At 72.5% G+C, this 23,191-nt stretch carries 21 protein-coding genes; 14 read left to right on the top strand and 7 right to left on the bottom strand.

Annotated features, from left to right (window positions below; translation table 11 throughout):
• Window positions 1-321 precede the first annotated feature (321 nt).
• The 4 genes from ABD481_RS18015 (at window position 322) to ABD481_RS18000 (ending at window position 5,117) form a co-directional block, all read left to right on the top strand.
• A complete protein-coding gene (locus ABD481_RS18015) occupies window positions 322-1,419 on the top strand; it encodes an ABC transporter substrate-binding protein (protein WP_344666830.1) in 1,098 nt (365 codons plus the stop codon).
• Window positions 1,420-1,510: 91 nt separating this feature from the next.
• Window positions 1,511-2,200, top strand: coding sequence for an FAD-dependent thymidylate synthase (thyX, locus tag ABD481_RS18010; protein ID WP_344666852.1), 690 nt, complete (start codon window positions 1,511-1,513; stop codon window positions 2,198-2,200).
• 252 nt (window positions 2,201-2,452) lie between these two features.
• Window positions 2,453-3,388, top strand: a complete 936-nt coding sequence (dapA, locus tag ABD481_RS18005) for a 4-hydroxy-tetrahydrodipicolinate synthase (RefSeq protein WP_425559206.1) — start codon at window positions 2,453-2,455, stop codon at window positions 3,386-3,388.
• Between the two features lie 43 nt (window positions 3,389-3,431).
• Complete coding sequence (locus tag ABD481_RS18000; RefSeq protein ID WP_344666829.1) at window positions 3,432-5,117, top strand: ribonuclease J; 1,686 nt, start codon at window positions 3,432-3,434, stop codon at window positions 5,115-5,117.
• A gap of 504 nt (window positions 5,118-5,621) precedes the next feature.
• Here the strand turns inward: ABD481_RS18000 and ABD481_RS17995 are convergent.
• Window positions 5,622-6,602 (bottom strand): DUF5937 family protein, encoded by a 981-nt coding sequence (locus ABD481_RS17995; RefSeq protein ID WP_344666828.1) that lies wholly within the window; start codon window positions 6,600-6,602, stop codon window positions 5,622-5,624.
• Window positions 6,603-6,824: 222 nt separating this feature from the next.
• Complete coding sequence (locus tag ABD481_RS17990) at window positions 6,825-7,166, bottom strand: hypothetical protein (RefSeq protein WP_344666827.1); 342 nt, start codon at window positions 7,164-7,166, stop codon at window positions 6,825-6,827.
• 254 nt (window positions 7,167-7,420) lie between these two features.
• Here ABD481_RS17990 and ABD481_RS17985 point away from each other — a divergent pair, with 254 nt between their 5' ends.
• Window positions 7,421-10,129 (top strand): DNA translocase FtsK, encoded by a 2,709-nt coding sequence (locus ABD481_RS17985; protein WP_344666826.1) that lies wholly within the window; start codon window positions 7,421-7,423, stop codon window positions 10,127-10,129.
• 257 nt (window positions 10,130-10,386) lie between these two features.
• On the top strand, window positions 10,387-11,802 hold the full coding sequence (locus tag ABD481_RS17980) for a RodZ domain-containing protein (protein WP_344666825.1): 1,416 nt from the start codon (window positions 10,387-10,389) through the stop codon (window positions 11,800-11,802).
• 83 nt (window positions 11,803-11,885) lie between these two features.
• On the opposite strand, the gene ABD481_RS17975 is transcribed toward ABD481_RS17980, so the two are convergent.
• Both ABD481_RS17975 and ABD481_RS17970 read right to left on the bottom strand, forming a co-directional pair.
• Complete coding sequence (locus tag ABD481_RS17975) at window positions 11,886-12,317, bottom strand: MarR family winged helix-turn-helix transcriptional regulator (protein ID WP_344666824.1); 432 nt, start codon at window positions 12,315-12,317, stop codon at window positions 11,886-11,888.
• The gene (locus tag ABD481_RS17970; RefSeq protein ID WP_344666823.1) at window positions 12,314-13,711 is read right to left on the bottom strand and encodes an MFS transporter; all 1,398 of its coding nucleotides are present in this window, start codon (window positions 13,709-13,711) and stop codon (window positions 12,314-12,316) included. The genes ABD481_RS17975 and ABD481_RS17970 overlap by 4 nt, the downstream gene beginning before the upstream one ends.
• A gap of 144 nt (window positions 13,712-13,855) precedes the next feature.
• On the opposite strand from ABD481_RS17970, the gene rimO reads away from it, so the two are divergent.
• The 5 genes from rimO to ABD481_RS17945 all read left to right on the top strand — a co-directional run bounded on the left by rimO (window position 13,856) and on the right by ABD481_RS17945 (window position 17,872).
• Complete coding sequence (gene rimO, locus ABD481_RS17965) at window positions 13,856-15,454, top strand: 30S ribosomal protein S12 methylthiotransferase RimO (protein WP_344666822.1); 1,599 nt, start codon at window positions 13,856-13,858, stop codon at window positions 15,452-15,454.
• On the top strand, window positions 15,451-16,053 hold the full coding sequence (gene pgsA / locus ABD481_RS17960; protein ID WP_344666821.1) for a CDP-diacylglycerol--glycerol-3-phosphate 3-phosphatidyltransferase: 603 nt from the start codon (window positions 15,451-15,453) through the stop codon (window positions 16,051-16,053). Before rimO ends, pgsA begins: the two co-directional genes overlap by 4 nt.
• A gap of 106 nt (window positions 16,054-16,159) precedes the next feature.
• Window positions 16,160-16,612 (top strand): CinA family protein, encoded by a 453-nt coding sequence (locus tag ABD481_RS17955; protein WP_344666850.1) that lies wholly within the window; start codon window positions 16,160-16,162, stop codon window positions 16,610-16,612.
• Between the two features lie 40 nt (window positions 16,613-16,652).
• Entirely contained in the window at window positions 16,653-17,258 is a 606-nt protein-coding gene (locus ABD481_RS17950) for a SigE family RNA polymerase sigma factor (RefSeq protein ID WP_344666820.1), read from the top strand.
• Window positions 17,255-17,872: a hypothetical protein gene (locus tag ABD481_RS17945; protein WP_344666819.1), complete on the top strand. Its 618-nt coding sequence runs from the start codon at window positions 17,255-17,257 to the stop codon at window positions 17,870-17,872. The genes ABD481_RS17950 and ABD481_RS17945 overlap by 4 nt, the downstream gene beginning before the upstream one ends.
• Here the strand turns inward: ABD481_RS17945 and ABD481_RS17940 are convergent.
• A complete protein-coding gene (locus ABD481_RS17940; protein WP_344666818.1) occupies window positions 17,850-18,668 on the bottom strand; it encodes a phosphatase PAP2 family protein in 819 nt (272 codons plus the stop codon). The genes ABD481_RS17945 and ABD481_RS17940 overlap by 23 nt on opposite strands.
• A 41-nt stretch (window positions 18,669-18,709) precedes the next feature.
• Here ABD481_RS17940 and ABD481_RS17935 point away from each other — a divergent pair, with 41 nt between their 5' ends.
• Window positions 18,710-19,450, top strand: coding sequence for a glucose 1-dehydrogenase (locus ABD481_RS17935; protein WP_344666817.1), 741 nt, complete (start codon window positions 18,710-18,712; stop codon window positions 19,448-19,450).
• Between the two features lie 57 nt (window positions 19,451-19,507).
• Here ABD481_RS17935 and ABD481_RS17930 read toward each other — a convergent pair whose 3' ends face one another.
• Together ABD481_RS17930 and ABD481_RS17925 are read right to left on the bottom strand one after the other, a co-directional pair.
• The gene (locus tag ABD481_RS17930) at window positions 19,508-20,188 is read right to left on the bottom strand and encodes a response regulator transcription factor (protein WP_344666816.1); all 681 of its coding nucleotides are present in this window, start codon (window positions 20,186-20,188) and stop codon (window positions 19,508-19,510) included.
• The gene (locus ABD481_RS17925; RefSeq protein WP_344666815.1) at window positions 20,185-21,399 is read right to left on the bottom strand and encodes a sensor histidine kinase; all 1,215 of its coding nucleotides are present in this window, start codon (window positions 21,397-21,399) and stop codon (window positions 20,185-20,187) included. Before ABD481_RS17925 ends, ABD481_RS17930 begins: the two co-directional genes overlap by 4 nt.
• Before the next feature lie 136 nt (window positions 21,400-21,535).
• On the opposite strand from ABD481_RS17925, the gene ABD481_RS17920 reads away from it, so the two are divergent.
• Entirely contained in the window at window positions 21,536-22,438 is a 903-nt protein-coding gene (locus tag ABD481_RS17920) for an ABC transporter ATP-binding protein (protein WP_344666814.1), read from the top strand.
• A gap of 2 nt (window positions 22,439-22,440) precedes the next feature.
• A complete protein-coding gene (locus ABD481_RS17915) occupies window positions 22,441-23,190 on the top strand; it encodes an ABC transporter permease (protein WP_344666813.1) in 750 nt (249 codons plus the stop codon).
• Window position 23,191 lies beyond the last annotated feature (1 nt).

Genomic DNA, 23,191 nt, shown 5'->3' with positions numbered 1-23,191 from the left:
GTCGTGTCTGCACTGGCCCTCACAGCTTTCTTTGCGACCGGGCCTCGTCTGCGGCGGGTGGGGCGCTCATGGGCTCTCGGTCTCTAGGTTTCAAGCAACGCATTCCAGCACAGAGAAGCGAGCCCAGCCAAGGGCGGGGGTATGGCCCCGGGTGATTCGCATTCATAAAGCGGGATATAGCGGGCGACGACTCCCCGCATATGCGTACCCTTACTCGTCCGGGTGTGCTAGTCGATCTCAACGGCGCCGTGGGGGTGTGCGCGCCCATGTATTACGATGCGCCGACCGGAGTCATCAGAAACCTTTGCAGGGGGCAACGCAGTGCGAACAGCCAATCCTCGAGCGCGTTCGCGGCGGACGTCGGCGATCCTGCTGAGCGCGGTCCTCGCGATATCCGCGCTGGGGGTCGCCGCGTGCGGCGGAAGCTCCTCGTCCGGCGGCGCGAGCACGCCGGCCCACGGCCCGCTGGAACAGAACCATCTGCGCATCGGTGTCCCCAAGGACGAAATCGGGGCGCTTCCCATCTTCACCGGCGTGGACAAGGGCTACTTCAAGGACCAGGGCATCGACGTCACGGTCGACGACAGCTACCCGACCTACCAGGCCGCGCTCAAGGCGCTCACCGACGGCAAGGTCGACCTGGTCTACGACGACTATGTGCACGCCATTCTGGCGCAGTCCACCGGCACCATCCGACTGCAGCTGGTCGCCGAGGGCTACACCGCCGGCGACGGCAGCGTGCAGCTGCTGAGCAAGGTCACCGACAACCGCAGCGAGGCGCAGATCAAGGCGGTGTTCGGGGCGGCCGGCGGGTTCCTGACGCCGATGTCCGGCACCGGCGACGCCGACACCGAGTACACCGTCCCGACGGTGATGCTGATGACCCGGCTGCCGGACATCGCCAACAGCCTGAAGATCCGGGCCGACGCCACCGGTGAGGCCCACCTGAAGCCGATGACGGCGAACGCCATCGGCGACAAGCTGACCGGCACGGCGGACCCGAACGTGGCGGCGGTGCAGCCCGAGCCGTACTTCAGCTTCACGGCCGGCAACAACAAGGTCGTCAAGCTGATGGACCTGACCCGCGGCTCGACCCAGGCCATGCCGATGGGCGGCTACTTCACCAAGCAGGACTTCGCGGTGACCGACGTGAACCTGTTCAAGGCGTTCACCACCGCGCTGAACCAGGCGAAGGCGGTCACCGCCCAGCGGGCCACCGCCATGGCCGAGATGCAGGCGCACTACGGCACCATGGCCTCCTCCACGGTGGTCGCCAACATCTCCTTCGGCACCTTCCCGACCACGGTGAGCGTGGACCGGCTGGGCCGGGTGGTGACCCTGATGCAGGGCGTCGGCCTGGCACCGTATTACAACATCGACACGATGATGCCCCCGGACGCGGAGCGCGGGCAGGGCTGACATGCTCGTCATAGCGTCGGCATCAGCCGTTTCGGGCCGGTAGGCTCAACCGGTGAGTGATGCATTGGAGAACGTACGGTTCCGTTCCGACATGACGGTGGAACTGGTGAAGGCGTCGGCCTCGGACAGCGACGTGCTGTGGGCGGCCCGGGTCTCGACCAAGGGCGAGCAGTCGCTGGAGGACGCCGGCGCCGACCCGGCGCGCTCGGCCGGTTTCATCAACTTCCTCATGCGGGACCGGCACGGCTCGCCGTTCGAGCACTCGACCATGACCTTCCTGGTGTCCGCGCCGATCTTCGTCTTCCGGGAGTTCATGCGGCACCGGGTGTGGTCCTACAACGAGGAGAGCGGCCGGTACCGCAAGCTGGAGCCGGTGTTCTACGTGCCGGGCCCGGATCGGAACCTGGTGCAGGAGGGCAAGCCCGGCCGCTACGTGTTCGTGCCGGGCACCGCCGAGCAGCACAAGATCGCCGACGAGGCGGTGCGCCAGTCCTGCCGGGACTCCTACGCCACTTATCTGGAACTGCTGGAGGCCGGGATCGCCCGCGAGGTGGCCCGTACCGTGCTGCCGGTGGGCATCTACTCCTCCATGTACGCCACCTGCAACGCCCGCGCGCTCATGCACTTCCTGTCGCTGCGCACCAAGCGCGAGGACTCGACGTTCCCGTCCTTCCCGCAGCGGGAGATCGAGATGGTGGCCGAGCAGATGGAGGCGCACTTCGCCGAGCTGATGCCGCTGACCTACGCGTCGTGGCAGGCGAACGGCCGGGTCGCGCCGTAGCCTCGGCCCCCCCCGGAGAGTGGCATGTCACGGAACCTTCGCGCCCGGTAGTCCTAAAGAGTGAAAAACGACCGCCGCTGCCCGCTCCACCCGTAACGCCCCTGTCCGGCGCCGGTTATCCACGGCGGACCCCGTCCCCACCGGACCCCCGAGCGGTGGAGACGGGGTCCGTCCAGATTCAGCTGAGCTGTGCGATTCCCGTAAGCAGCGTCAGATATTCGATCACCCGGTCGGGCCGGTACCTTTAGCACCATGGCGCAGACCCCCACGGACGCTCGGTCCAGCACAGACTCCACCGCCTGGACCGCAGGCGCCCCGTTCGGCCGGATGATCACCGCGATGGTCACCCCGTTCCGGGCCGACGGCTCGCTGGACGCCGACGGCGCCCGCCGGCTGGCCGCGCACCTGGTCGACGCCGGGAACGACGCCCTGGTGATCTCCGGCACCACCGGCGAGTCGCCCACCACCTCCGACGCCGAGCAGGCCGAGCTGCTGGCCGCCGTCGTGGACCAGGTCGGGGACCGGGCCCGGATCCTGGCCGGGGTCGGCACCAACAACACGGCGCACACCCTGGAGCTGGCCCGGCAGGCCGAGGCCGCCGGCGCGCACGGGCTGCTGGTCGTCACCCCCTACTACAGCCGCCCGACCCAGGAGGGCCTGTTCCGGCACTTCACCGCGGTCGCCGACGCCACCGCGCTGCCGGTGATGCTCTACGACATCCCGGTACGCTCCGGGATCCCGATCGAGGTCGACACCCTGATCCGGCTGGCCGGGCACCCGAACGTGGTGGCGGTCAAGGACGCCAAGGCCGACCTGATCGCCGGGGCCACGGTCATCGCGAACACCGATCTGGCCTACTATTCGGGGGACGACCCGCTGACGCTGCCCTGGCTGGCGGTCGGCGCGGTGGGCGTGGTGAGCATGTCCTCGCACGTCGCGACGCCGCGCATCCGGGCGATGATCGCCGCCTACCTGGGTGGCGACGTTGCCGAGGCCACCCGTCTGCACCAAGAACTGCTGCCGGTGCACGCCGGTGTGACCCGCCTGCCAGGTGTGATCTCCCTCAAGGCGGCAATGAACATGCTGGGGCTTCCCGGCGGCCCGGTGCGGCTGCCCCTGGTCGACGCGACCGGCGAACAGGAAGCCGAGCTCAAGACGTATCTCGCCGCTGGCGGCGTGAAGATCTAGCAAGGAGCGGACCAGTGGTCCGCGGAACACAAAGGAAAACTGCATGAGCCATCCGCATCCGGAACTCTCCGGACCCCCGCCGCTGCCGGCCGGTGCGCTGCGCGTGACCCCGCTCGGCGGTCTCGGAGAGATCGGTCGCAACATGACCGTCTTCGAGTTCGGCGGCAAACTGCTCATCGTCGACTGCGGCGTCCTCTTCCCGGAGGAGGCCCAGCCGGGCGTGGATCTGATCCTGCCCGACTTCAGCTCCATCCGGGACCGGTTGGACGACGTGGTCGGCGTGGTGCTGACGCATGCCCACGAGGACCACATCGGCGGGGTTCCCTACCTGCTCAAGGAGTCCGGGGACATCCCGCTGATCGGCAGCAAGCTGACCCTGGCGCTGGTCGAGGCCAAACTGGCCGAGCACCGGATCCGGCCCTACTCGCTGCAGGTCGCCGAGGGCGACGTGGAGCAGATCGGGCCGTTCGCCTGCCGCTTCGTGGCGGTCAACCACTCCATCCCGGACGCCATGGCGGTGGCCATCACGACGCCGGCCGGCACCGTGTTCCACACCGGCGACTTCAAGATGGACCAGCTGCCGCTGGACAACCGGCTGACCGACCTGGCGACCATCGCCGAGCTCGGCAAGTCCGGGATCGACCTGCTGCTGTCGGACTCCACCAACGCCGAGGTGCCGGGCTTCGTCACCTCCGAACGGGAGATCACCCCGGTCCTGGACCGGGTGTTCGGCCGGGCCAAGGGCCGGATCATCGTGGCCTCCTTCGCCTCGCACGTGCACCGGGTGCAGCAGGTCTGCGACGTCGCCGCGGCGCACGGCCGCAAGGTGGCGTTGGTCGGCCGCTCCATGGTGCGCAACATGGCGGTGGCCCGGGACCTGGGCTACCTGAAGGTGCCGGCCGAGCTGATCATCGACCTCAAGGAGATCGACGATCTGCCGGACGACCGGGTGGTGCTGATGTGCACCGGCTCGCAGGGCGAGCCGATGGCGGCGCTGTCCCGCATGGCCAACCGGGACCACCAGGTCCGGATCACCGGCGAGGACACCGTGATCCTGGCCTCCTCGCTGATCCCGGGGAACGAGAACGCGGTGAACCGGGTGATCAACGGGCTCACCCGGTGGGGCGCCACGGTGGTGCACAAGGGCAACGCCATGGTGCACGTCTCCGGGCACGCAGCGGCCGGCGAGCTGCTGTACTTCTTCAACCTGGCCAAGCCGCGCAACTTCATGCCGGTGCACGGCGAGTGGCGCCACCTGCGGGCCGCCGCCGACCTGGCGATCAAGACCGGCGTGCCGCGGGACCGGGTGGTGATCGCCGAGGACGGCGTCACCGTGGACCTGGTCGAAGGGGTCGCGCGGATCACCGGCAAGGTCGAGGCCGGCTACGTCTACGTGGACGGCAGCTCGGTCGGCTCGGTGACCGAGGCCTCGCTGAAGGACCGGCGGATCCTGGGCGACGAGGGCTTCGTGTCGGTGTTCGTGGCGGTCTCGGCCGACACCGGGAGCATCGTCACCGGCCCGGTGATCACCGCCCGCGGCTTCGGCCTGGACGACCAGACGCTGGAGCAGGCCAAGCCGCTGATCGTGGACGCGCTGGCGACCGCGGCCGCCGAGGGCATCGGCGACACCCACCAGCTGCAGCAGCTGGTGCGGCGCGCGGTGGGCCGCTGGGTGTCCAACACCACCCGGCGCCGGCCGATGATCCTGCCGGTGGTGGTCGAGGTCTGACCGCCTGACCCGCCGGGCCGGCGTCCGGCGATACCCCTACGGGCCATCCTTTCGGTGCTCCATCGAAAGGATGGCCCGCGTCGTCGCGTCCGGCTCTAATGGATGACGGGAGAGCGACGGCCTTCGTGGGGCGGAGCCGACGCTCTGACCGGGGGAACCCAGCGAAGGCACCTACGGGGGGTCCGGGGCGGGTTCACAGGGGGAACGGGGGAACGGGGAAAACGGGGGAACGGGGAAAGCACGGGGGCGATCGGGGGTGGCCGGGACCAGCGGTCCGCAATCCGGCGGACGCGCGGCCCGGCCAGGCACGTCCTCGTGGGCGGACCGTCGGGGAGGACCCCACGCGAGTGGGGACGGGGACCACCGGCGGTTCGCCGCGACCGGTTCCGGGCCGATGGCCGGGGGCCGGCGGTATCAGGCCGATGGCACGGGGCCGATGGGGCGGTACCGATGGGACCGATGGCCCGGGTTCGGCGTGGCCGACCAACGCAGCTGCGGTGCGCACTACCGGCGGTTCGCCGCCAGCAGATCCGCGCCCAGACCGGTCAGCCGGTGCCGCACGCTGCGGCCGGTGCGTTCGGTGACGATCAGCCCGGCGGTGCGCAGCGCCGCGGCGTGGGCCGAGGCGGTCGGCGCCTTCACTCCGAGCCGGTTGGCCAGTTCGCCGGTCGTGGGATCGTCGCCGATGGCGCGCAGCGCCGCCGCGCGGGCCCGGCCGATCAGCGACGCCAGGCCGTCGCCGTCGGTGTCCGCGCCGTCCAGCGTCTCGGCCGCCTCCAGCTCCGGGACCGGGTAGGCCATCACCGAGCGCCGGTTGGGCACGATCAGCAGCCCGACGTACTGCCCGAACACCGAGGGCGTGAAGGTCAGCCCCTCGCCGCGCAGGTCGTACTGCCAGTCCGGGACCCGCGACAGCGCCAGCGACAGCTGATCGGGCTCCCAGCTCAGCTTCGGGTGCAGGTCGTTCAGCATGGCCCCGGGGCCCTCGGCGGCCATCCGGCGGGCCCGGCGCGCGATGTCGGTGTCCAGGGCGCGGCGGATGTCCGGCCAGTCGTCGGCCACGCAGGCCCGGTACAGCGCGTGCATCGCGTCGGTCAGCAGCGGGATCAGCTGCTCGCCGCGGTCGCGCAGGGCGTCGTAGACCCGGGAGGGACGGCGCTCCCAGGTGTCGAAGATCTTGAAGTCCTGGAGCAGGTCCTCGTCGCGGACCGCGCGCAGCGCGTCCAGCTCCTCCTGCACGGTGCGGTGGGTGCGGCCGCCGGCCGGGACGTCCGGGATCAGGAACGCCGGGGCGTAGTTCGGGATGGCGCTGAGCAGCTCCACCACCGGGCGCGAGCGCTCCGGGATGAGCCGGCGGGCGTCGGCCAGCCAGCGCCGGTGCGAAGCCGGGATCGCCCGGGTCGAGCCCAGCGGGTCCAGCCCGCGGATCAGGTTCAGCAGCGGCGAGGTCTCGAAGGCGATGCGGCCCATGTCCGCGCTGCTCATCGGTATGCCGACCACATCCCACCCCCCGCCTGAAGGTTCCGCCGGTCTCCGTCTTCCCGCGCGGGGCATGCCGGGCAGGCCCCTGGCGCCGGTGCCCGCCGCGAACTGTCGCGGTTTCGCATGATACGCCGCAGGCCCCCGACCCGGGCGGGTCGGGGGCCTGCGATACGTGGAGCGGCGCGAGTGGCTACCGAGGTCCACCCGCGACCATGAGCGCTCGGCTCAGGCGGCGGCCTCGGCCAGGTCGGCGGCCGGAGCGGTCAGCTTCTCCGAGAGCGTCTTCCAGGCCGGGGCCTTCGCGCCGAACTTGGCGGCCAGCTCGGCCACCTCGGCGTCGATCTTCCCGCGGTCCGCGCCCTCGATGGCGGACAGGATGGTGAACAGCTCCTCGGAGTCCACCTTCAGGTGCAGGCTCTTGCCGTCGCTGTTGGCGAAGTAGCAGAAGCCACCGCCCAGCGGCGTGAACCGCTTCATGTCACCGAAGACGCGCGCGCCACCGGCGCCGCCGGCACCGGCGCGCACAGATGCGCGTGCTGTCTTGCTTTCCTTCTTGGCACCGGCCACGACGGCCCTCCTCGATTGCCCCGGCGCGCCTGATGAGGGCGCGGACGAACCTGCTAGATCGACTACAGCATTGGAATCGACCCGCGCTGTTCCGGCACGGTCATCACGGGGATGCACCACACCGACACGGGGCCGACCGAACTACTTTAGCCTGAATGCCGCGCAGGACGGGAATCCGGGCCCGGAGCCCGCGTACGGGGGGACTTGCGTGTGGCGGGCGGTGTCGATGGGACATCACCGGTAGCCTGGTCATCATGGCCACCCGTACGCCCTCCAAGAACAGCAAGGCAACGGCAGCCACATCCGCGTCCAAGGCCGGCGGCGCGGCGGGGACCGGCGGTTCCGGGGGCACCGCCAAGAAGGGCCGTGGCAAAGCCGCCGCCTCGTCCTCGTCGTCCGCCACGCCGGCCAAGGGGGCCGCGGCCTCGGCGTCCGGGTCCGGGTCCGGCACCGGCAAAGCGGCGCCGAAGAACCCGCGCTCGCGGGCGGCCCGCACCCCCGGTCCGCTGGAGAAGGGCATCGGCCGGCTCGGCTCGGCCTCCCGGCGGGCTACCGTGCGCAGTGCCGGCCGGGCCTCCCAGGGGGCCAAGGCGCTGCATCCGGACCACCGCCGGGACGGGATCGGGTTCGCGCTGATCGGCCTCGGGATAGTGATGGCCGCGGCACTGTGGCACGGGTTCCCCGGCGCGGTGCCGCAGGCCATCGTCTCGTTGGTGGCCGGCGCGTTCGGCCGGGTGGGGGCGTTCACTCCGCTGCTGGTGTTCGGGCTGGCGATCCGGGTCATCCGGCGGCCGGAGGAGGCCGCCGACACCAATCGGATGTCGATCGGCTGGAGCGCCTTCACGGTCGCCGCCGTCGGCCTGATCCACATCTCCGGCCACATGCCGCGGCCCTCCGACGGCGCCACCGCGATGCGCAACGCCGGGGGGTGGGTCGGCTGGCTGATCTCGGCGCCGCTGGTGAACACCGTCTCGGCGTTCGTGGCCGTGCCGCTGCTGATCCTGCTGCTGCTGTTCGGGGTGCTGGTGATCACCGCCACCCCGGTCTACCGGATCCCGGAGCGGATCCGGGCCGGGCGCGGACACGCCGGGGGCTTCCTGCACTGGATGATCTTCGGCGACCGCGAGGAGCCCGACGTCCTGGCCGACGAGGCCGACGACCCCTACGGGATACTCGCCGACGAGGACGACCCGTCCGACAACACGGTGCGCACCCGGCGGCTGCAGAAGACCGTCGAGGTCGAGAACGAGCCCACGATCTTCATCCCGATGCTGAACGAGGCCGCCGAGCAGGACGCGGCGCCGGAGTTCGTGCCGGTCACCGACGACGGGACCCAGGTCGGCATCCCGGTCGCGGTGCCACGCAGCCGCAAGTCCGGGACCAAGAAGACCGCCGCGGCCGCCGCGGCCGCCGGGCCGGCCGGCGGCGCCACGCCCAAGGACGCGGTCCAGGCGGCGATGGAGCTCTACACCGCCAACGCCGACCCGGACGCCGAGTACCGGCTGCCGCCGCCGGACATGCTGCGGGTCGGCGCGCCGCCCAAGACCCGCTCGAAGGTCAACGACGCCGTGGTCGCCGCGCTGGCCGAGGTGTTCCAGCAGTTCAACGTCGACGCCAAGGTCGTGGGCTTCACCCGCGGCCCGACGGTGACCCGCTACGAGGTGGAGCTGGGCCCGGCGGTGAAGGTGGAGCGGATCACCGCGCTGTCCAAGAACATCGCCTACGCGGTGGCCTCGGCGGACGTGCGGATCCTGTCGCCGATCCCGGGCAAGTCGGCGATCGGCATCGAGATCCCGAACACCGACCGGGAGCACGTCTCCCTGGGCGACGTGCTGCGTTCGGTGGAGGCCACCGGCGAGAGCCACCCGATGCTGGTCGGCCTGGGCAAGGACGTCGAGGGCCGGCACATCGTGGCCAACCTGACCCGGATGCCGCACCTGCTGGTGGCCGGCGCCACCGGCGCCGGCAAGTCCACCTGCATCAACACCCTGATTGTCTCGATCCTGCTCCGGGCCACCCCGGAGCAGGTGCGGCTGATCCTGGTGGACCCCAAGCGGGTGGAGCTGACCAGCTACGAGGGCATCCCGCACCTGATCACGCCGATCATCACCAACCCGAAGAAGGCGGCCGAGGCGCTGCAGTGGGTGGTGCGGGAGATGGACCTGCGCTACGACGACCTGGCCGACTCCGGCTTCCGGCACGTCGACGACTTCAACGCCGCGGTGCGGTCCGGCAAGCTCAAGCCGCTGCCCGGCTCCGAGCGGGTCTACCAGCCCTACCCGTACCTGCTGGTGATCGTCGACGAGCTCGCGGACCTGATGATGGTGGCCCCGCGCGACGTCGAGGACTCGATCGTGCGCATCACCCAGCTGGCCCGGGCGGCCGGCATCCACCTGGTGCTGGCCACCCAGCGGCCGTCGGTGGACGTGGTGACCGGCCTGATCAAGGCCAACGTGCCCTCGCGGCTGGCCTTCGCCACCTCCTCGCTGGCCGACTCCCGGGTCATCCTGGACCAGCCCGGCGCCGAGAAGCTGGTCGGCCAGGGCGACGCGCTGTTCCTGCCGATGGGCGCCTCCAAGGCCCAGCGGCTCCAGGGCGCCTACGTCTCCGAGGCCGAGATCGCCTCGGTCGTGCGGTTCGCCACCGAGCAGCTCAAGCCCAGCTACCGCGAGGACGTGACCGGCCAGGCGGCGTCGAAGAAGGCGGTGGAGGAGGAGATCGGCGACGATCTGGACCTGCTGCTGCAGGCCGCCGAGCTGATCGTGTCGACGCAGTTCGGCTCCACCTCGATGCTCCAGCGCAAGCTGCGCGTCGGCTTCGCGAAGGCCGGACGCCTGATGGACCTGCTGGAGACCCGCGGCGTGGTCGGCCCCTCGGAGGGGGCCAAGGCGCGGGACGTGCTGATCCGGCCGGACGATCTCGAAGGCATGCTGGACTCGATCCGCGCGGAGGCCGGGGCGTAGCACCCCGCCTCCGCGGTCCCGCGCTCGCGCGTTTCTGTGGTCTTGACGCCTCGGCGCCCCGGTGCGGACGAGGGCTCGCGGTCGTGTCGACAAGTCGATTGCAGTGGCCCGCTCCGCCCTATCAATACGACATACGGGCGAATCCACACCCGGAGCGGCCTCAATCCCCTCGATCCCGGGCATAGCCGACTGTGCGGGGGCGTGCGCGGCGGGAGGTCCGGCGGGCTTACGGGTGAGGTGAATCGAGGCGGTGTCGCATGGGCGGTCAGCGGGCTGAGGACGAGCGGGACGGCGCGGCCGTCGGGCTCGATGAGGCGGACGGCCGGCGGGGCGAGAGGTTCTCCGAGGACGCGGCCGGCGGCGCCGGCGCCGGTGCGCGAACTGCGGCGCGCACCGGCGCCGAGCCGGCGGAACCGGCCCCGGGGCAGCTGCCGGAGCAGCAACCGGACAAAGCCGCGGTCCCGGCCGCGGCGACCGGCGCGGACGGGCAGGACGCCGCGGCGGCGGCCAGGGCGGGGGAGCAGTTCCCGTCCGGGCTGACCGACTCGCAGGTCCTCGGCCGCCGCCTGGCCCTGGCCCGGCAGCAGGCCGGGCTGTCGATCGAGGAGGTGGCGGCGGCCACCCGGATCCGGCCGGGCATGGTGCGGGAGATCGAGGCCGGGGACTTCATCCACTGCGGTGGCGACGTCTACGCCCGCGGGCATGTGCGGGCGATCGCGAAGTCCGTCGGCGTGGACCCCGAGCCCCTGATCGAGGCCCATCCGCCGGTGGTGCCGACCGAGCTGCCGGCCCGGCCCCGGGCGCGGATCGTGGCCCGGGCCGACCAGGCCGCCGGGAAGCCCGGCGGGCAGCCCGGCGACTCCGGCAAGACCGCGCAGCCCGCGTCGTCGTCCGGGTCGTCGTCCGAATCGTCGTCCCCGACAGGCGGCGCGACAGCCGGCCCGGCGGACGGCCCGGCGGACGGCTCGGCGGACGGCTCAGCGGGCGCGAGCACCGCGAGCCGGCCGGCCTCCGCGGCGGTGCCGACCAGCGCCGCCCGGGACAACGCCGCCCGCTTCGCGGCCCGGGTGCCGAGCCGGGTGATCCGTCCGGCGGCCGAGGGTGCGACGCTGCGCATCAGCACCAACGGCTACGCCTCGGCGGGCACCGGCACCGGGACGTCCGGCCCGGGCTCCGGCTCGCTGCGTCCGCCGCAGCCCGGCCGCAAGGACGACCCCGGCACCATCGAGCGCCACCCCAAGTCGGCGAACTGGACCGCCGCGATGCTGGTCGCCCTGCTGGGCCTGGTGGTCTTCGCCGGCGTCCAGCTGGTCGGCGGCGACGGTGACAAGCACGCCGCCGCCCTCCCGGCCCCGGCCCCCAAGCCGGCCGTCGTCGCGCCCCCGCCGGCTCCGGCCCCGCCGCCGGTCCCGAAGGACGTCGAGGTCAGCATCGCCGCCGTCGGCGCCGACAGCTGGCTCAACGTGACCGGCGCCGACGGCCGGGTGATCTTCGACAGCCTGCTGCCGGCCGGCGGCACGCAGAGCTTCAAGGACGCCAAGCAACTGGGCGTCACCCTCGGCAACGCCTCGGCGGTCCACATGAACCTCAACGGCAAGGACCTCGGCCCGGCCGGCGGCCAGGGCCAGGTCGTGCACTGGACGCTGAACCCGACCGGGGCCGTGAACAGCTGACCGACGCGGCGGCAACGAGAACGGCGGGAACGGAGAAGGGCGGCGACCACGTGGTCGCCGCCCTTCTCCGTCTGTGTGCGGGCCTAGCCTTCCTCGTCCGCGGCCGCCTTCTCCAGCAGCTTCGCCACCACCGTCAGCTCGTCCTCGGTCAGCCGCGCCAGGCCGGGCGCCGGCTCGGACAGGATCTGGATCGCGGTGATCGCGATGGCGCGCCCCTCTTCGGTGAGGTCCACCAGCTTCGCGCGCCGATCGTCCGGAGCGACCGTCCGCGTGACCAGGCCGCGCTGCTCCAGGTCGTCGATCACGATCGTCGTGTACGGCTTGTCCCAGCCCAGACGCGCCGCCAGTTCGCTCATCCGCAGCGGCCCGTGCACCAGGCGGCGCAGCGCCCGGACCCGCGTGAAGCTGACACCTGTCGCCTCCGCCACGGCCGTGCGCACGTCGCGCTGGTTCAGCACCAGCTTCTGCATGGCGGCGTGCGCCCGGTAGGCGTCGGCGGGGAAGGACTGAGTCATCGGAGTGCGGGAATCCCCGTATCGGTCGTCGGCTCGGCGAGCCGGGCGGCGGTGCGGGCCGCCGTCGCGACGGCTCGCGTTCCGGTCGTGAGCATACCGAGCACGAGCACTGCCAGGCCGCAGCCGACCAGGATCCACCAGCCCGCGTGGCTCGCCGCGGGCAGCCCGGTGCGGGCCGGGCCGGTGGCGCGCGCCACCACCACCGAGCCGATGACCGCCACGCCCAGGGTCTGGCCGACCTGGCGGCTCGTCGACGCCACCGCGGCCGCCACGCCGGCCTGGGCCCGGGGCATCCCGGACACCGCGGTGTTGGTGATCGGCGGGTTCAGCGCGCCGAAGCCCACGCCCAGGACGGCGTACGCGCCCAGCAGCAGCGCCACCGGCGTGGTCGGCGACAACCCGGTCAGCATCAGCGCGCTGACCGCGAGCAGGGCGCCGGCCAGCATCACCGGTCCGCGGGGGCCGTGGTTGGCCACGTAGCGTCCGGAGCGCGGCCCGGCCAGCACGCTGGCCACCGCGATCGGCAGCGTCAGCAGGCCGGCCTTCAGCGCGCTGTAGCCGAGCGCCTCCTGGAGGTACAGGGTGTTCATGAACAGGAAGCCGGACAGCGCCACGAACCCGGAGACCGCCATCAGCGTGGCGCCGGTGAAGGGCAGGCTGCTGAAGAACCGGGGGTCGATCAGCGGCTGCTCGCGGCGCAGTTCGTAGCGCACGAAGCCGACGGCCGCCGCGGCTGCCCCGGCGAACACCCCGAGGGTGCGGGCCGACAGCCACCCGACGTGCGGGGCCTCGATGATCGCGGAGGTGACGCCGGCCAGGAAAAGGATCCCCAGGATCTGCCCGACCGGGTCGAACCGGCGCGCGGTCGGCGCCTTCGAGGTCGGCACGAAGATCCGGGTCAGCACGATCGCCGCCACCCCGACCGGCACGTTCAGCCAGAAGATGGCCCGCCAGCTCCAGGCGCCCAGCAGCAGGCCGCCGACCACCGGGCCGAGCGCCATGCTCACCCCCATCGCCGCGGACCAGACGCCGATCGCCCGGGCCCGCTCCTTGGCCTCGGTGAACACGTTGGTGATGATCGACATCGCCACCGGGTTCATCATGGCGCCGCCGACGCCCTGCGCGGCCCGGGCCCCGACCAGCGTCGCCAGGCTCGGCGCGACCGCGCACAGGATCGATCCCGCGGTGAACAGCGACAGCCCGGTCAGGAACACCCGCCGGCGGCCGAACCGGTCGCCGAGCGAGCCGGCCAGGATCAGCAGCGACGCCAGCGTCAGCGTGTAGGAGTCGATGGTCCACTGGAGTCCGGAGACCGTCGTGTTCAGGTCGGCCTGGATCGCCGGCAGGGCGATGTTGACCGCGGTGTTGTCGATGCCGACGAGCAGCAGGCTCATGCAGCAGATGGTGAGGATCAAGAATCGACGGCGGTCGGAGAACTCCGGCACGGCCCCTCCCAGGAACATTGTGTCTACATAACCATTGTAAGCACACAACTGTTGTGTCAGTCCAACTATTCCTCGCGTTGTAGCCTGGTGACCATGTCAGGCACCCCGTCGTCCGCCCCCGCCTCCGCGCCCGAACGCCGCACTGTGGCCCTGGTCACGCTGGGCTGCGCCCGCAACGACGTGGACTCCGAGGAACTGGCCGGCCGGCTCGCCGCCGACGGCTGGGACCTGGTCGAGGACCCGAACGGGGCGGACATCGCGGTGGTGAACACCTGCGGGTTCGTCGAGGCCGCGAAGAAGGACTCGATCGACACCCTGATCGCGGCCGCCGACGCCAAGGAGGAGGGGACCGGCCCCAAGGCCGTCGTCGCCGTCGGGTGTCTGGCCGAGCGCTACGGGCAGCAGCTCGCCGAGGCGCTGCCGGAGGCCGACGCGGTCCTGAGCTTCGACGACTACCAGGACATCAGCAGCCGGCTCGGCGCGATCCTGCACGGCGAGCGGCCGGTCTCCCACGTCCCGCGCGACCGCCGCACCCTGCTGCCGCTGAGCCCGGTGGACCGGCAGGCGGCCAAGGACGGCGTCGCGGTCCCCGGCCACGGCGACCACGCCGCCGCCACCGCGGACGACGCGACTGGCACGACTGGCACGAACGGCGCGACCGCCGCGACCGCCGCGACCGACCAGCGCCCGGACGACCCGACCCTGCCCACCGTGGCCCCGCCGAACCGCAGCGTCCTGCGCAAGCGGCTCGACGACGGCCCCTCGGCGCCGCTGAAGCTGGCCTCGGGCTGCGACCGCCGCTGCTCCTTCTGCGCGATCCCGGCGTTCCGCGGCTCCTACCTCTCCCGCCGCCCGCACGACATCCTCGACGAGGCCCGCTGGCTGGCCTCGCAGGGCGTGCGCGAGCTGGTCCTGGTCTCGGAGAACTCCACCTCCTACGGCAAGGACCTCGGCGACATCAAGCTGCTGGAGACCCTGCTGCCGGAGCTGGCCGCGATCGGCGGCGTGGACTGGCTGCGCGTCAGCTACTTGCAGCCGGCCGAGATGCGCCCGACATTGATCGACGTGATGGCCTCCACCGAGGGCGTGGTGCCCTACTTCGACCTGTCGTTCCAGCACTCCGCGCCGGGGGTGCTGCGGCGCATGCGCCGGTTCGGCGGCACCGAGCCGTTCCTGGAGCTGCTGGACACCATCCGCGGCCGGGTGCCGCACGCCGGCGTCCGCTCCAACTTCATCGTCGGCTTCCCCGGCGAGACCGAGGCCGACTTCGAGGAGCTGGAGACCTTCCTGTCCCAGGCCCGCCTGGACGCCGTCGGCGTGTTCGGGTACTCCGACGAGGACGGCACCGAGGCCGCCGGCTACGCCGACAAGCTCGACGAGGACGAGATCGCCGAGCGCGTGGCCCGGCTGACCGGCCTGGCCGAGGAGCTCACCGCGCAGCGCGCGGAGGACCGGATCGGCGAGCGGATCGACGTGCTCGTGGAATCCGTGGCCCAGGACGGGGTGGCCGAGGGCCGCGCCGCGTTCCAGGGCCCGGAGGTCGACGGCTCGGTGCTGCTGGTCCCGGCGCTGGAGCCCGGCGCTCCGGCGGTGGACCTGGTGCCGGGCGCCATCGTGCCCGCGAAGGTGGTGGGCAGCGAAGGGGTCGACCTGCACGCCGTGGCGATCACTCCCCTAAGCTTGGTCGGGTGAAGCCCGCGCCCCCGGACCCGCTGACGCAGGAGGCTTCCAAAGCGGGGCTGTGGAACATGGCCAACATCCTGACCATGGTCCGGCTGCTGCTGGTCCCGGTGTTCGGCGTGCTGCTGGCGCACGACCACGGCCAGTCCACCGCGTGGCGCTCGGCGGCCTGCGTGGTGTTCGTGATCGCCAACATCACCGACACCCTGGACGGCCAGGTCGCCCGCTCCCGCAACCTGGTCACCGACTTCGGCAAGATCGCCGACCCGATCGCCGACAAGGCCCTGATGGGCACCGCGCTGGTGATCCTGTCCGCGCTCGGCGAGCTGCCCTGGTGGGTCACGATCGTGATACTGGTCCGCGAGCTCGGCGTCACGCTGCTGCGGTTCTGGGTCCTGAAGTACGGCGTGATCGCCGCCAGCCAGGGCGGCAAGCTCAAGACCTTCCTCCAGGGCTTCGCGATCCTGTTCTACCTGCTGCCGATCTCGGCCCACTGGTGGCACTGGGTCGCGGTGGCCACGATGGCCGCCGCGCTGGTGCTGACGGTGGCGACCGGGCTGGACTACGTGGCGCGGGCCCTGCGGCTGCGCTGGGGCGGGGAGAAGCGGTGAGCGGGCCCGAGCGGTGCGCGGGGTGACGGAGTGAGCAGGGTGACGCGGTGAGCAGGGTCCGGCCGTGAGCGGGGACGCCGAGCAGGTCGCGGCGGTCGCCCGCACCCTGGTCCAGGGCGCGACGCCGCTGGGCCGCACCCTGGCCGTCGCCGAATCGCTGACCGGCGGCCTGGTGGCGGCCGCGATCACCGCGGTGCCCGGCGCCTCGGCGGTCTTCCGCGGCTCGGTCACCGCCTACGCCACCGAGGCCAAGGCCTCGGTGCTCGGCGTGGACCCGGACCTGCTGGCCCGGGTCGGCGCGGTGGACCCCGAGGTGGCGCGGCAGATGGCGGTCGGCGTCCGGCGGCTGTTCGGTGCCGAGCTCGGCCTGGCCACCACCGGCGTGGCCGGTCCGGCCGAGCAGGACGGCAAGCCGGTCGGCCTGGTCTACATCGCCTGCGCGTTCGGCGACTTCGCCCCGGTCGCGATGGAGCTGCGGCTCGACGGCGACCGCGAGCAGATCCGCGCCCGGACCGTCGTCCGGACGCTTTCGCTGGCGCTCTCAACCTTCGGCCACTGAATCCCGTTCTACTAGGCAGGTGCCTAGTACGGGAGGGACATTGGTTCGGCAGGCAGGGGAGGACTACAGCTTCGACGAGTTCGTGGCCGCGCGGGCCCGCAGTCTGTTCCGCACGGCCTACCTGCTCGTGCACCACCGCGAGAGCGCCGAGGACCTGGTGCAGTCGGCGCTGGAGCGGGCCTACCCGCGCTGGCGGCGGATCCAGGGGATGGGCGCGCCGGAGGCCTACATCCGGCGGATCATCGTCAACCTGGCGAACGAGCAGTGGCGTTCCCGCAAAGGGGTGCACTGGCAGGAACTCGACGACGACCACCAGCCCCGGCTCGTCCCGCCGAACGCGTCGGACGCGGCCGACCCGGCGGACCGGGTCGCCACCCGCGACGCGCTGATGCGGGCCTTGCGCGCGCTGCCCTTCGGTATGCGCGCGGCCCTGGTGCTGCGGCACTGGGAGGGCCTGACCGAACGCGAGACCGCCGACGTGCTGGGGGTCTCGGTCGGCACCGTGAAATCACAGACCAACCGCGGCCTGGAACGGCTGCGGGCCGCGGTCGGACCGCCCGGAGCGCTCGGGGAGCGCACCGGCCCGGGTCCGGACCCGGTGCCCGCGCTGTGCGGACCGCCGTCCCGGAGGAGGAGCGCGTTGTGACCGACCACGACGACGACGGCTTCGTCCACGACTACGACTTCGAATGGGAGCTGTACACGGCGATGGCCGAGGAGACGAACGGGCTCGGGCCGCCCGAGCTGGACCTGGACCGGGTGTACAACGCCGGGCGGCGCCGCCGGACGGTGCTGGTCGGATCGGGCGCGGCGGCGGTGCTGGCCGGGGCGGCCGTCGTGGCCGTGGTGGTCGGCGGGTCCGGCGGCTCGGGCGGCTCCGGGCCGTCCGGGGCGGGCAACGCCGTGGTCGCCGCCGGGAGCGTGGCCGCCACGAGCGGTCAGCCGACGCCCTCGACGCCCCCGACATCCCCGACACCCTCGGCTTCCGCCGGGACGGCGTCCCCGTCCGGGCTGTGCGACAACATCCTGATTCTGACCCCGCCGCCGCCGTTCGCCAGCGTGCCGTCGAAGGGCGGCGGCAAGACCCCGACCACCGGACCGTCGTCGCCGACCCGCCCTGCCTACACCTCGGTGCCGGACTGCCACCTGGTCGTGTTCGCCTCGCCGTATTCGAGCAACGGCAAGCCGAACTTCACCGCGCCCACCGGAGCGCCGGGTTTTCTGGGCACATCGGCCCCTACCGGTCGGTCGAGCGGCTGACGCCGATCCGGAAGCCGAGGATCCGCGCCACGACGAACAACGCGGCACCGCCCAGCGCGTAGGACCCCAGCACGTCGGACAGCCAGTGGTAGTCCATCCACACCAGGGCCGATCCCACCGCCAGCGCCAGCAGCGTCATGCCGGCGGCGATGAGCAGGCGCAGCGGTCGCCCGGTGAAGACGAAGGCCAGGATCAGTGCGGACGTGCCGTAACACAGCATCGTGGTGCCGGTGTGCCCGGACGGGAAGTAGCCCAGTCCGTCGCTGAACACCTGCCCGGCCATGCTCGGGCCGGGGCGGTTGCCGACCGCCTTCAACACCAGGACCACGCCCAGTGCCGCGTAGCCGGCGGCCGCCGCGGCCACCGGCCGCCAGCTGCGGCGCACCGCCGCCGCCAGCAGGGCCACCACTCCCAGCAGCACCATCCCCAGCTGGATGTGCCCGGACCCGCCGGGCACGGCGACGCTGCCGCCGAGGTCCGCGGTGTGCTTGATCAGCCGCCAGCGGTGCGCGCCGTCGAGGTCGGCGTGCGCGGAGTCCTGGACGCGGTCGCGCACCCAGAGGTCGAAGGAGGTCAGGAACGTCGGGCGGGCCAGTACCAGCGTCCAGAGCACCAGGTAGATCCCGAGCAGAGCCAGCGGGATCCAGGTCCCGGGCCGGCGGAGGGTGCGCCGCCATCTGCTGCCGCGACCTGTCTGTCCGGCGGGAACGGCAGGTCGCGGCGTGCTCCGGTCCTCGGGTTCGGCCCCGGACTCGATGGGGCCGGACGCCGAGGCGGCCATGTGCGTGTCAGTCATCAAGAGAAACTGTTCCACAGGCAACCCGCTAGCGTGACGCTATGGAATCCCGCGTCACCCTCATCACCGGCGGCGGCCGGGGCATCGGCCGCGCCACCGCGCTGCGCCTGGCCCGGGACGGCCACGACATCGCCTTCAGCTATCTCAGCGACGCGGCGGCCGCCGAGGCCACCGCCGCCGAGGTCCGTGACCTCGGACGACGCTGCGTGGCGGTCCGCATGGACACCTCCGACGAGGCCGACGTCGAACGATTGTTCGACACCACGCTCGCCGAACTCGGCGGGCTCACCGGGCTGGTGAACAACGCCGGCCTGACCGGGCCGCTGACCAAGCTCGTCGACGCCGACGCCGCGGACATCCGCCGGGTGGTGGACGTCAACGTGGTCGGCTACCTGCTGTGCTGCCGGCGCGCGGCGCAGGAGATGGGCAAGCGGGGCGGCGGCGCGATCGTCAACGTCTCCTCCGGCGCGGCCACCCGCGGATCGCCGAACGAGTACGTGCACTACGCCGGGGCGAAGGCGGCGGTCGACTCGATCACCGTCGGCCTGGCGCAGGAGCTCGGCCCGGTCGGGATCCGCGTGAACTCGGTCCAGGCCGGGATCACCCGGACCCGGATCCACGCCGACATGGGCGACCCGGAGCGGGCCGCGAAGCGCGGCGCGCTGCTGCCGCTCGGGCGGGCCGGCGAGCCGGAGGAGATCGCGGCGGCCATCGCCTGGCTGCTCAGCGACGAGGCGAGCTTCACCACCGGTGCCGTGCTGCGGGTGGCCGGCGGCAACTGAGCGGCGACGGGCCGGCGACGGGCCGGGTGAGAGCGGCCGGCACGGTCGCGGGCGCCCTCACCGGGCCCGGACCACGCCGCTCTCGTACGCCAGGACGACCAGCTGCGCCCGATCCCGCGCGCCGAGCTTGGCCAGCAGCGCCGACATGTGCGTCTTCACGGTCGACATCGACACGAACAGGTCGGCGGCGATCTCCGTGTTCGACCGGCCCCGGGCCACCAGGGTCAGCACCTCCAGTTCGCGGCCGGTCAGAGCGCTGAGATCCGGGGAGCCTGCCCGGGGACGCCCCGGACCGGCGCCCCCGGCCGCCGGCGCCCGCCCCCGCACGAACTCGCTGATCAGCCGCCGGGTCGCGGTGGGCGCCAGCAGCGCGTCCCCGCCGCGGATCACCTCGATCGCCTTGACGAGGTCGGCCGGCGGGGAGTCCTTCAGCAGGAATCCGCTGGCCCCGGCCAGCAGCCCCTCGTAGACGTACTCGTCCAGGTCGAACGTGGTCAGGATGAGGACCCGGACCCCGTCGGCGGCCGCGGTGATCCGCCGGGTGGCCTCGATGCCGTCCAGCACCGGCATCCGGACGTCCATCAGCACCAGGTCCGGCCGCAGCTCGCCGGCCAGCTTCACGGCCTGCGCGCCGTCCGCGGCCTCGCCGACCACCTCGCAGCCGTCGTACCCGTTGATCAGCGCCCGCAGCGAGGCCCGCAGCAGCGCCTGGTCGTCGGCGATCAGGATGCGGCTCATGCGGGGAACCTCGCCGTCACCAGGAAGCCGCCGTCACCGGTCGGACCGGCGGAGAACGTCCCGCCGAACAGCGCCGTGCGCTCGGCCATGCCGCGCAGGCCGTGGCCGGGCGGCCCGGCCGCCTTGGGCGGCAGCCCGTCCGGCGGCGGGGGACTGGCGACCGTGACCGCGACCGCCTCGGGCTCGAAGCGCAGCAGCACGGAGCCGGACGCGGTCTGAGCGTGGCGCAGGATGTTGGTCAGCGATTCCTGCACGATCCGGTAGACGGCCAGGCCCACCGCCGTCGGCAGCGGACGGGGCTCGCCCTCCTCCCGCAGGGTGATCCGCAGCCCGGCCTGCGCGGTCTGGGATATCAGGGTGCCGATCTCGAACAGGTCGGGAACCGGGGCCAGATCCGGGGCCAGATCCGGTGCCGGCGCTGGCTCGGGCTCCGGTGCCGGCTCCGGGCCGTCGGCCGAGCGGCCCGGTGCCGGGCCCGCCCGCAGCACGCCGAGCAGCTGCCGCATGTCCACCATCGCCGTGCGCCCGGTCTCCTCGATCGACACCAGCGTCGCGCGCATTCCGGACGCCTCGTGCTCCCGGAACACCGCGACCCCGGCCTGCACGGTGATCAGGCTGAGCGCGTGCGCCACCACGTCGTGCAGCTCCCGGGCGATCCGCAGTCGCTCCTCGGCCAGCCGGGTCGAGACCTCGGCCTCGATCTTCCCGGCCTGCTCGGCGGCCATCGCCCGCTGGTGTTGGCGCTGCTGTCGCACGGCGTAGCCGGCCGTCGCCGGGGCGATCGCGACCGCGGCCGCGCTGAGCACCGTCGTCGACGGCGCCGTGTGCAGGTGGGCCAGCACCACCAGCGCCAGGCCCAGGATCCCGGCGGAGGCCAGCGCGGTGGTGCGGCCGGAGCGGGCGGTGGCGACGGTGTAGAGCGCGAACATGATCGCGAAGGGCTGGTAGGCGTTGTAAGGAGCCGGAGACGCCGCCAGCGTCAGCGTCCCCAGGGTCAGCAGCAGGAAGACCGTCAGCGGATAGCGGCGCCGGGCCAGGAACACCAGCGAGATGGCCACGACGACCAGCGACAGCAGCGGATTCGTATACACCGGGCCGGTCACCCGCGGCGAGCCGAACGGTGCCAAGAACAACAGGGCTATGACGACGTCCACGAAGATCCGCTGCCACGGCCGCAGTCGTGCCTTGCGCAGGGCTGCGGTGTCGACCATGTCCCGACGGTAAGCCTGGCGGCCGAGGCCGATCAACGACGCGGGCCGAAAACCGTACCGGGGTAGGAGACGCGGGAGGCGCGGGACCGGACCCGGCTCCGATGTGCCGCCGGCCCGCCGCTGCGAGCGTTGACGCGTGATCGAGATCGAGAGCCTCAGCAAGCGCTACGGCGACACGTACGCCGTCCGGGACCTGTCCTTCGAAGTGCGCCCCGGCCGGGTCACCGGGTTCCTGGGACCCAACGGCGCCGGGAAGTCCACCACCATGCGCGCCGTCCTCGGACTGGACCTGCCGACCGCCGGCCGGATCCTGGTCGACGGCCGGCCCTACGCCGCGCTGGAGCGGCCGCTGACCCACGTCGGCGCGCTGCTCGACGCCGGCGGCGTGCACCCGGGCCGCAGCGCCCGTCAGCACCTGCGCGCGGTCGCCGCCGCCGGGAAGCTGCCGGAGCGCCGGGTGGACGAGGTGCTGGGCCGCGTCGGCCTGGCCGCGGTGGCCGACCGCCGCGTCGGCGGCTTCAGCCTGGGCATGCGCCAGCGCCTGGGCATCGCCACCGCGCTGCTCGGCGACCCGGGGATCCTGCTGTTCGACGAGCCGGTGAACGGCTTGGACCCGGAGGGCATCCGCTGGATCCGGGACCTGATGAAGGCACTGGCTGCCGAGGGCCGGACGGTGTTCGTCTCCAGCCACCTGATGAGCGAGATGGAGCACACCGCCGACCACCTGGTCGTGATCGGCCGGGGCCGGCTGATCGCCGACATCGCCGCCCGGGAGCTGATCGCCCGCTCGGCCGGCGGCTTCCTGACGGTCCGCACCGACGATCCGGGCCCGCTGATCGCGCTGCTCGCCGGGGCCGGCGGACAGGTGACGCCGGACGGCCCGGACACGCTGCGGGTGGCGGGCCTGGACGGCGACCAGGTGGCGCGGCTCGCGCACCGCGCCGGGATCCTGCTGCTGGAGGTGACGCGCCAGTCGGTCTCGTTGGAGGACGCGTATCTGCGGCTGACCGACGCGTCGGTCGAGTACCGGGGGGCCTGATCATGATCAAGTCGGAGTGGATCAAGCTGTGGAGCGTGCGCTCCACTTGGTGGGCGCTCTATGTCGCGGCGGTCGGGATGATCGGGATCGCCGTGGCCTACGCGCTGGTCGTCAAGCCGGACCAGGCCTCGCCGACCGACGCCCTCCAGGGCACGGCCTTCGGCCAGCTGGCCTTCGGCGTGCTGGGCGTGCTCGTGGTGTCGACGGAGTACAGCACCGGGCTGATCCGGACCACGTTCGCCACCGTGCCCCGGCGCCGCCTGGTGATCGCGGCGAAGGCCGGCCTGCTGTTCGCGGTGCTGCTGGTCGGGGGCCAGGCCGCGGCGCTCGCCGCGTTCCTCGCCGCGCAGGTCCTGCTGGGACACCGCGGCGTGCACTTCTCGCTGGCCGACCACGACATGCTGATCTCGGTGCTGGGCTGCGGCTGCTACCTGGTGTTCATCGGCATGTTCGGCTTCTGCGTCGGGGTGCTGCTGGAGCGGACCACGGCGGCGGTCGCGACGTTCTTCGGGATCGTGTTCGTCGGCATGGGGGTGATCCCGAACCTGATGCCGGGGTCCGTCAAGGCCGACATCGCCCGGCTGACCTTTCTGAGGATCGGCGAGGCGATGTCGACCCCGGCGCGGACGCTGCCCCGGGAGCCCGCCGGCTGGCTGTTGGGCACCGGCGCGGCGTGGGGGGTGTGCGTGCTCTACCTGGCGGTCGTGCTGGTGGTCCCGCTGCTGGTGGTCACGCGGCGGGACACCGGCTGAC

It is taken from the genome of Catenulispora yoronensis (genome assembly GCF_039531695.1).
Classification (GTDB): Bacteria; Actinomycetota; Actinomycetes; order Streptomycetales; family Catenulisporaceae; genus Catenulispora; species Catenulispora yoronensis.
Note: the sequence above shows the minus strand (reverse complement) of the source record. Positions and strands in the feature narration are given on the sequence as shown.

What these genes read in the sequence shown, in the direction of transcription:
- thyX (WP_344666852.1), top strand. Translation starts at nt 1,511, where the DNA reads ATGACGGTGGAACTGGTGAAGGCGTCGGCCTCGGACAGCGACGTGCTG.
- dapA (WP_425559206.1), top strand. Translation starts at nt 2,453, where the DNA reads ATGGCGCAGACCCCCACGGACGCTCGGTCCAGCACAGACTCCACCGCC.
- ABD481_RS18000 (WP_344666829.1), top strand. Translation starts at nt 3,432, where the DNA reads ATGAGCCATCCGCATCCGGAACTCTCCGGACCCCCGCCGCTGCCGGCC.
- ABD481_RS17995 (WP_344666828.1), bottom strand. Translation starts at nt 6,602, where the DNA reads ATGAGCAGCGCGGACATGGGCCGCATCGCCTTCGAGACCTCGCCGCTG.
- ABD481_RS17985 (WP_344666826.1), top strand. Translation starts at nt 7,421, where the DNA reads ATGGCCACCCGTACGCCCTCCAAGAACAGCAAGGCAACGGCAGCCACA.
- ABD481_RS17980 (WP_344666825.1), top strand. Translation starts at nt 10,387, where the DNA reads ATGGGCGGTCAGCGGGCTGAGGACGAGCGGGACGGCGCGGCCGTCGGG.
- ABD481_RS17975 (WP_344666824.1), bottom strand. Translation starts at nt 12,317, where the DNA reads ATGACTCAGTCCTTCCCCGCCGACGCCTACCGGGCGCACGCCGCCATG.
- ABD481_RS17970 (WP_344666823.1), bottom strand. Translation starts at nt 13,711, where the DNA reads ATGAGCCTGCTGCTCGTCGGCATCGACAACACCGCGGTCAACATCGCC.
- rimO (WP_344666822.1), top strand. Translation starts at nt 13,856, where the DNA reads ATGTCAGGCACCCCGTCGTCCGCCCCCGCCTCCGCGCCCGAACGCCGC.
- ABD481_RS17940 (WP_344666818.1), bottom strand. Translation starts at nt 18,668, where the DNA reads ATGACTGACACGCACATGGCCGCCTCGGCGTCCGGCCCCATCGAGTCC.
- ABD481_RS17935 (WP_344666817.1), top strand. Translation starts at nt 18,710, where the DNA reads ATGGAATCCCGCGTCACCCTCATCACCGGCGGCGGCCGGGGCATCGGC.
- ABD481_RS17930 (WP_344666816.1), bottom strand. Translation starts at nt 20,188, where the DNA reads ATGAGCCGCATCCTGATCGCCGACGACCAGGCGCTGCTGCGGGCCTCG.
- ABD481_RS17925 (WP_344666815.1), bottom strand. Translation starts at nt 21,399, where the DNA reads ATGGTCGACACCGCAGCCCTGCGCAAGGCACGACTGCGGCCGTGGCAG.
- ABD481_RS17915 (WP_344666813.1), top strand. Translation starts at nt 22,441, where the DNA reads ATGATCAAGTCGGAGTGGATCAAGCTGTGGAGCGTGCGCTCCACTTGG.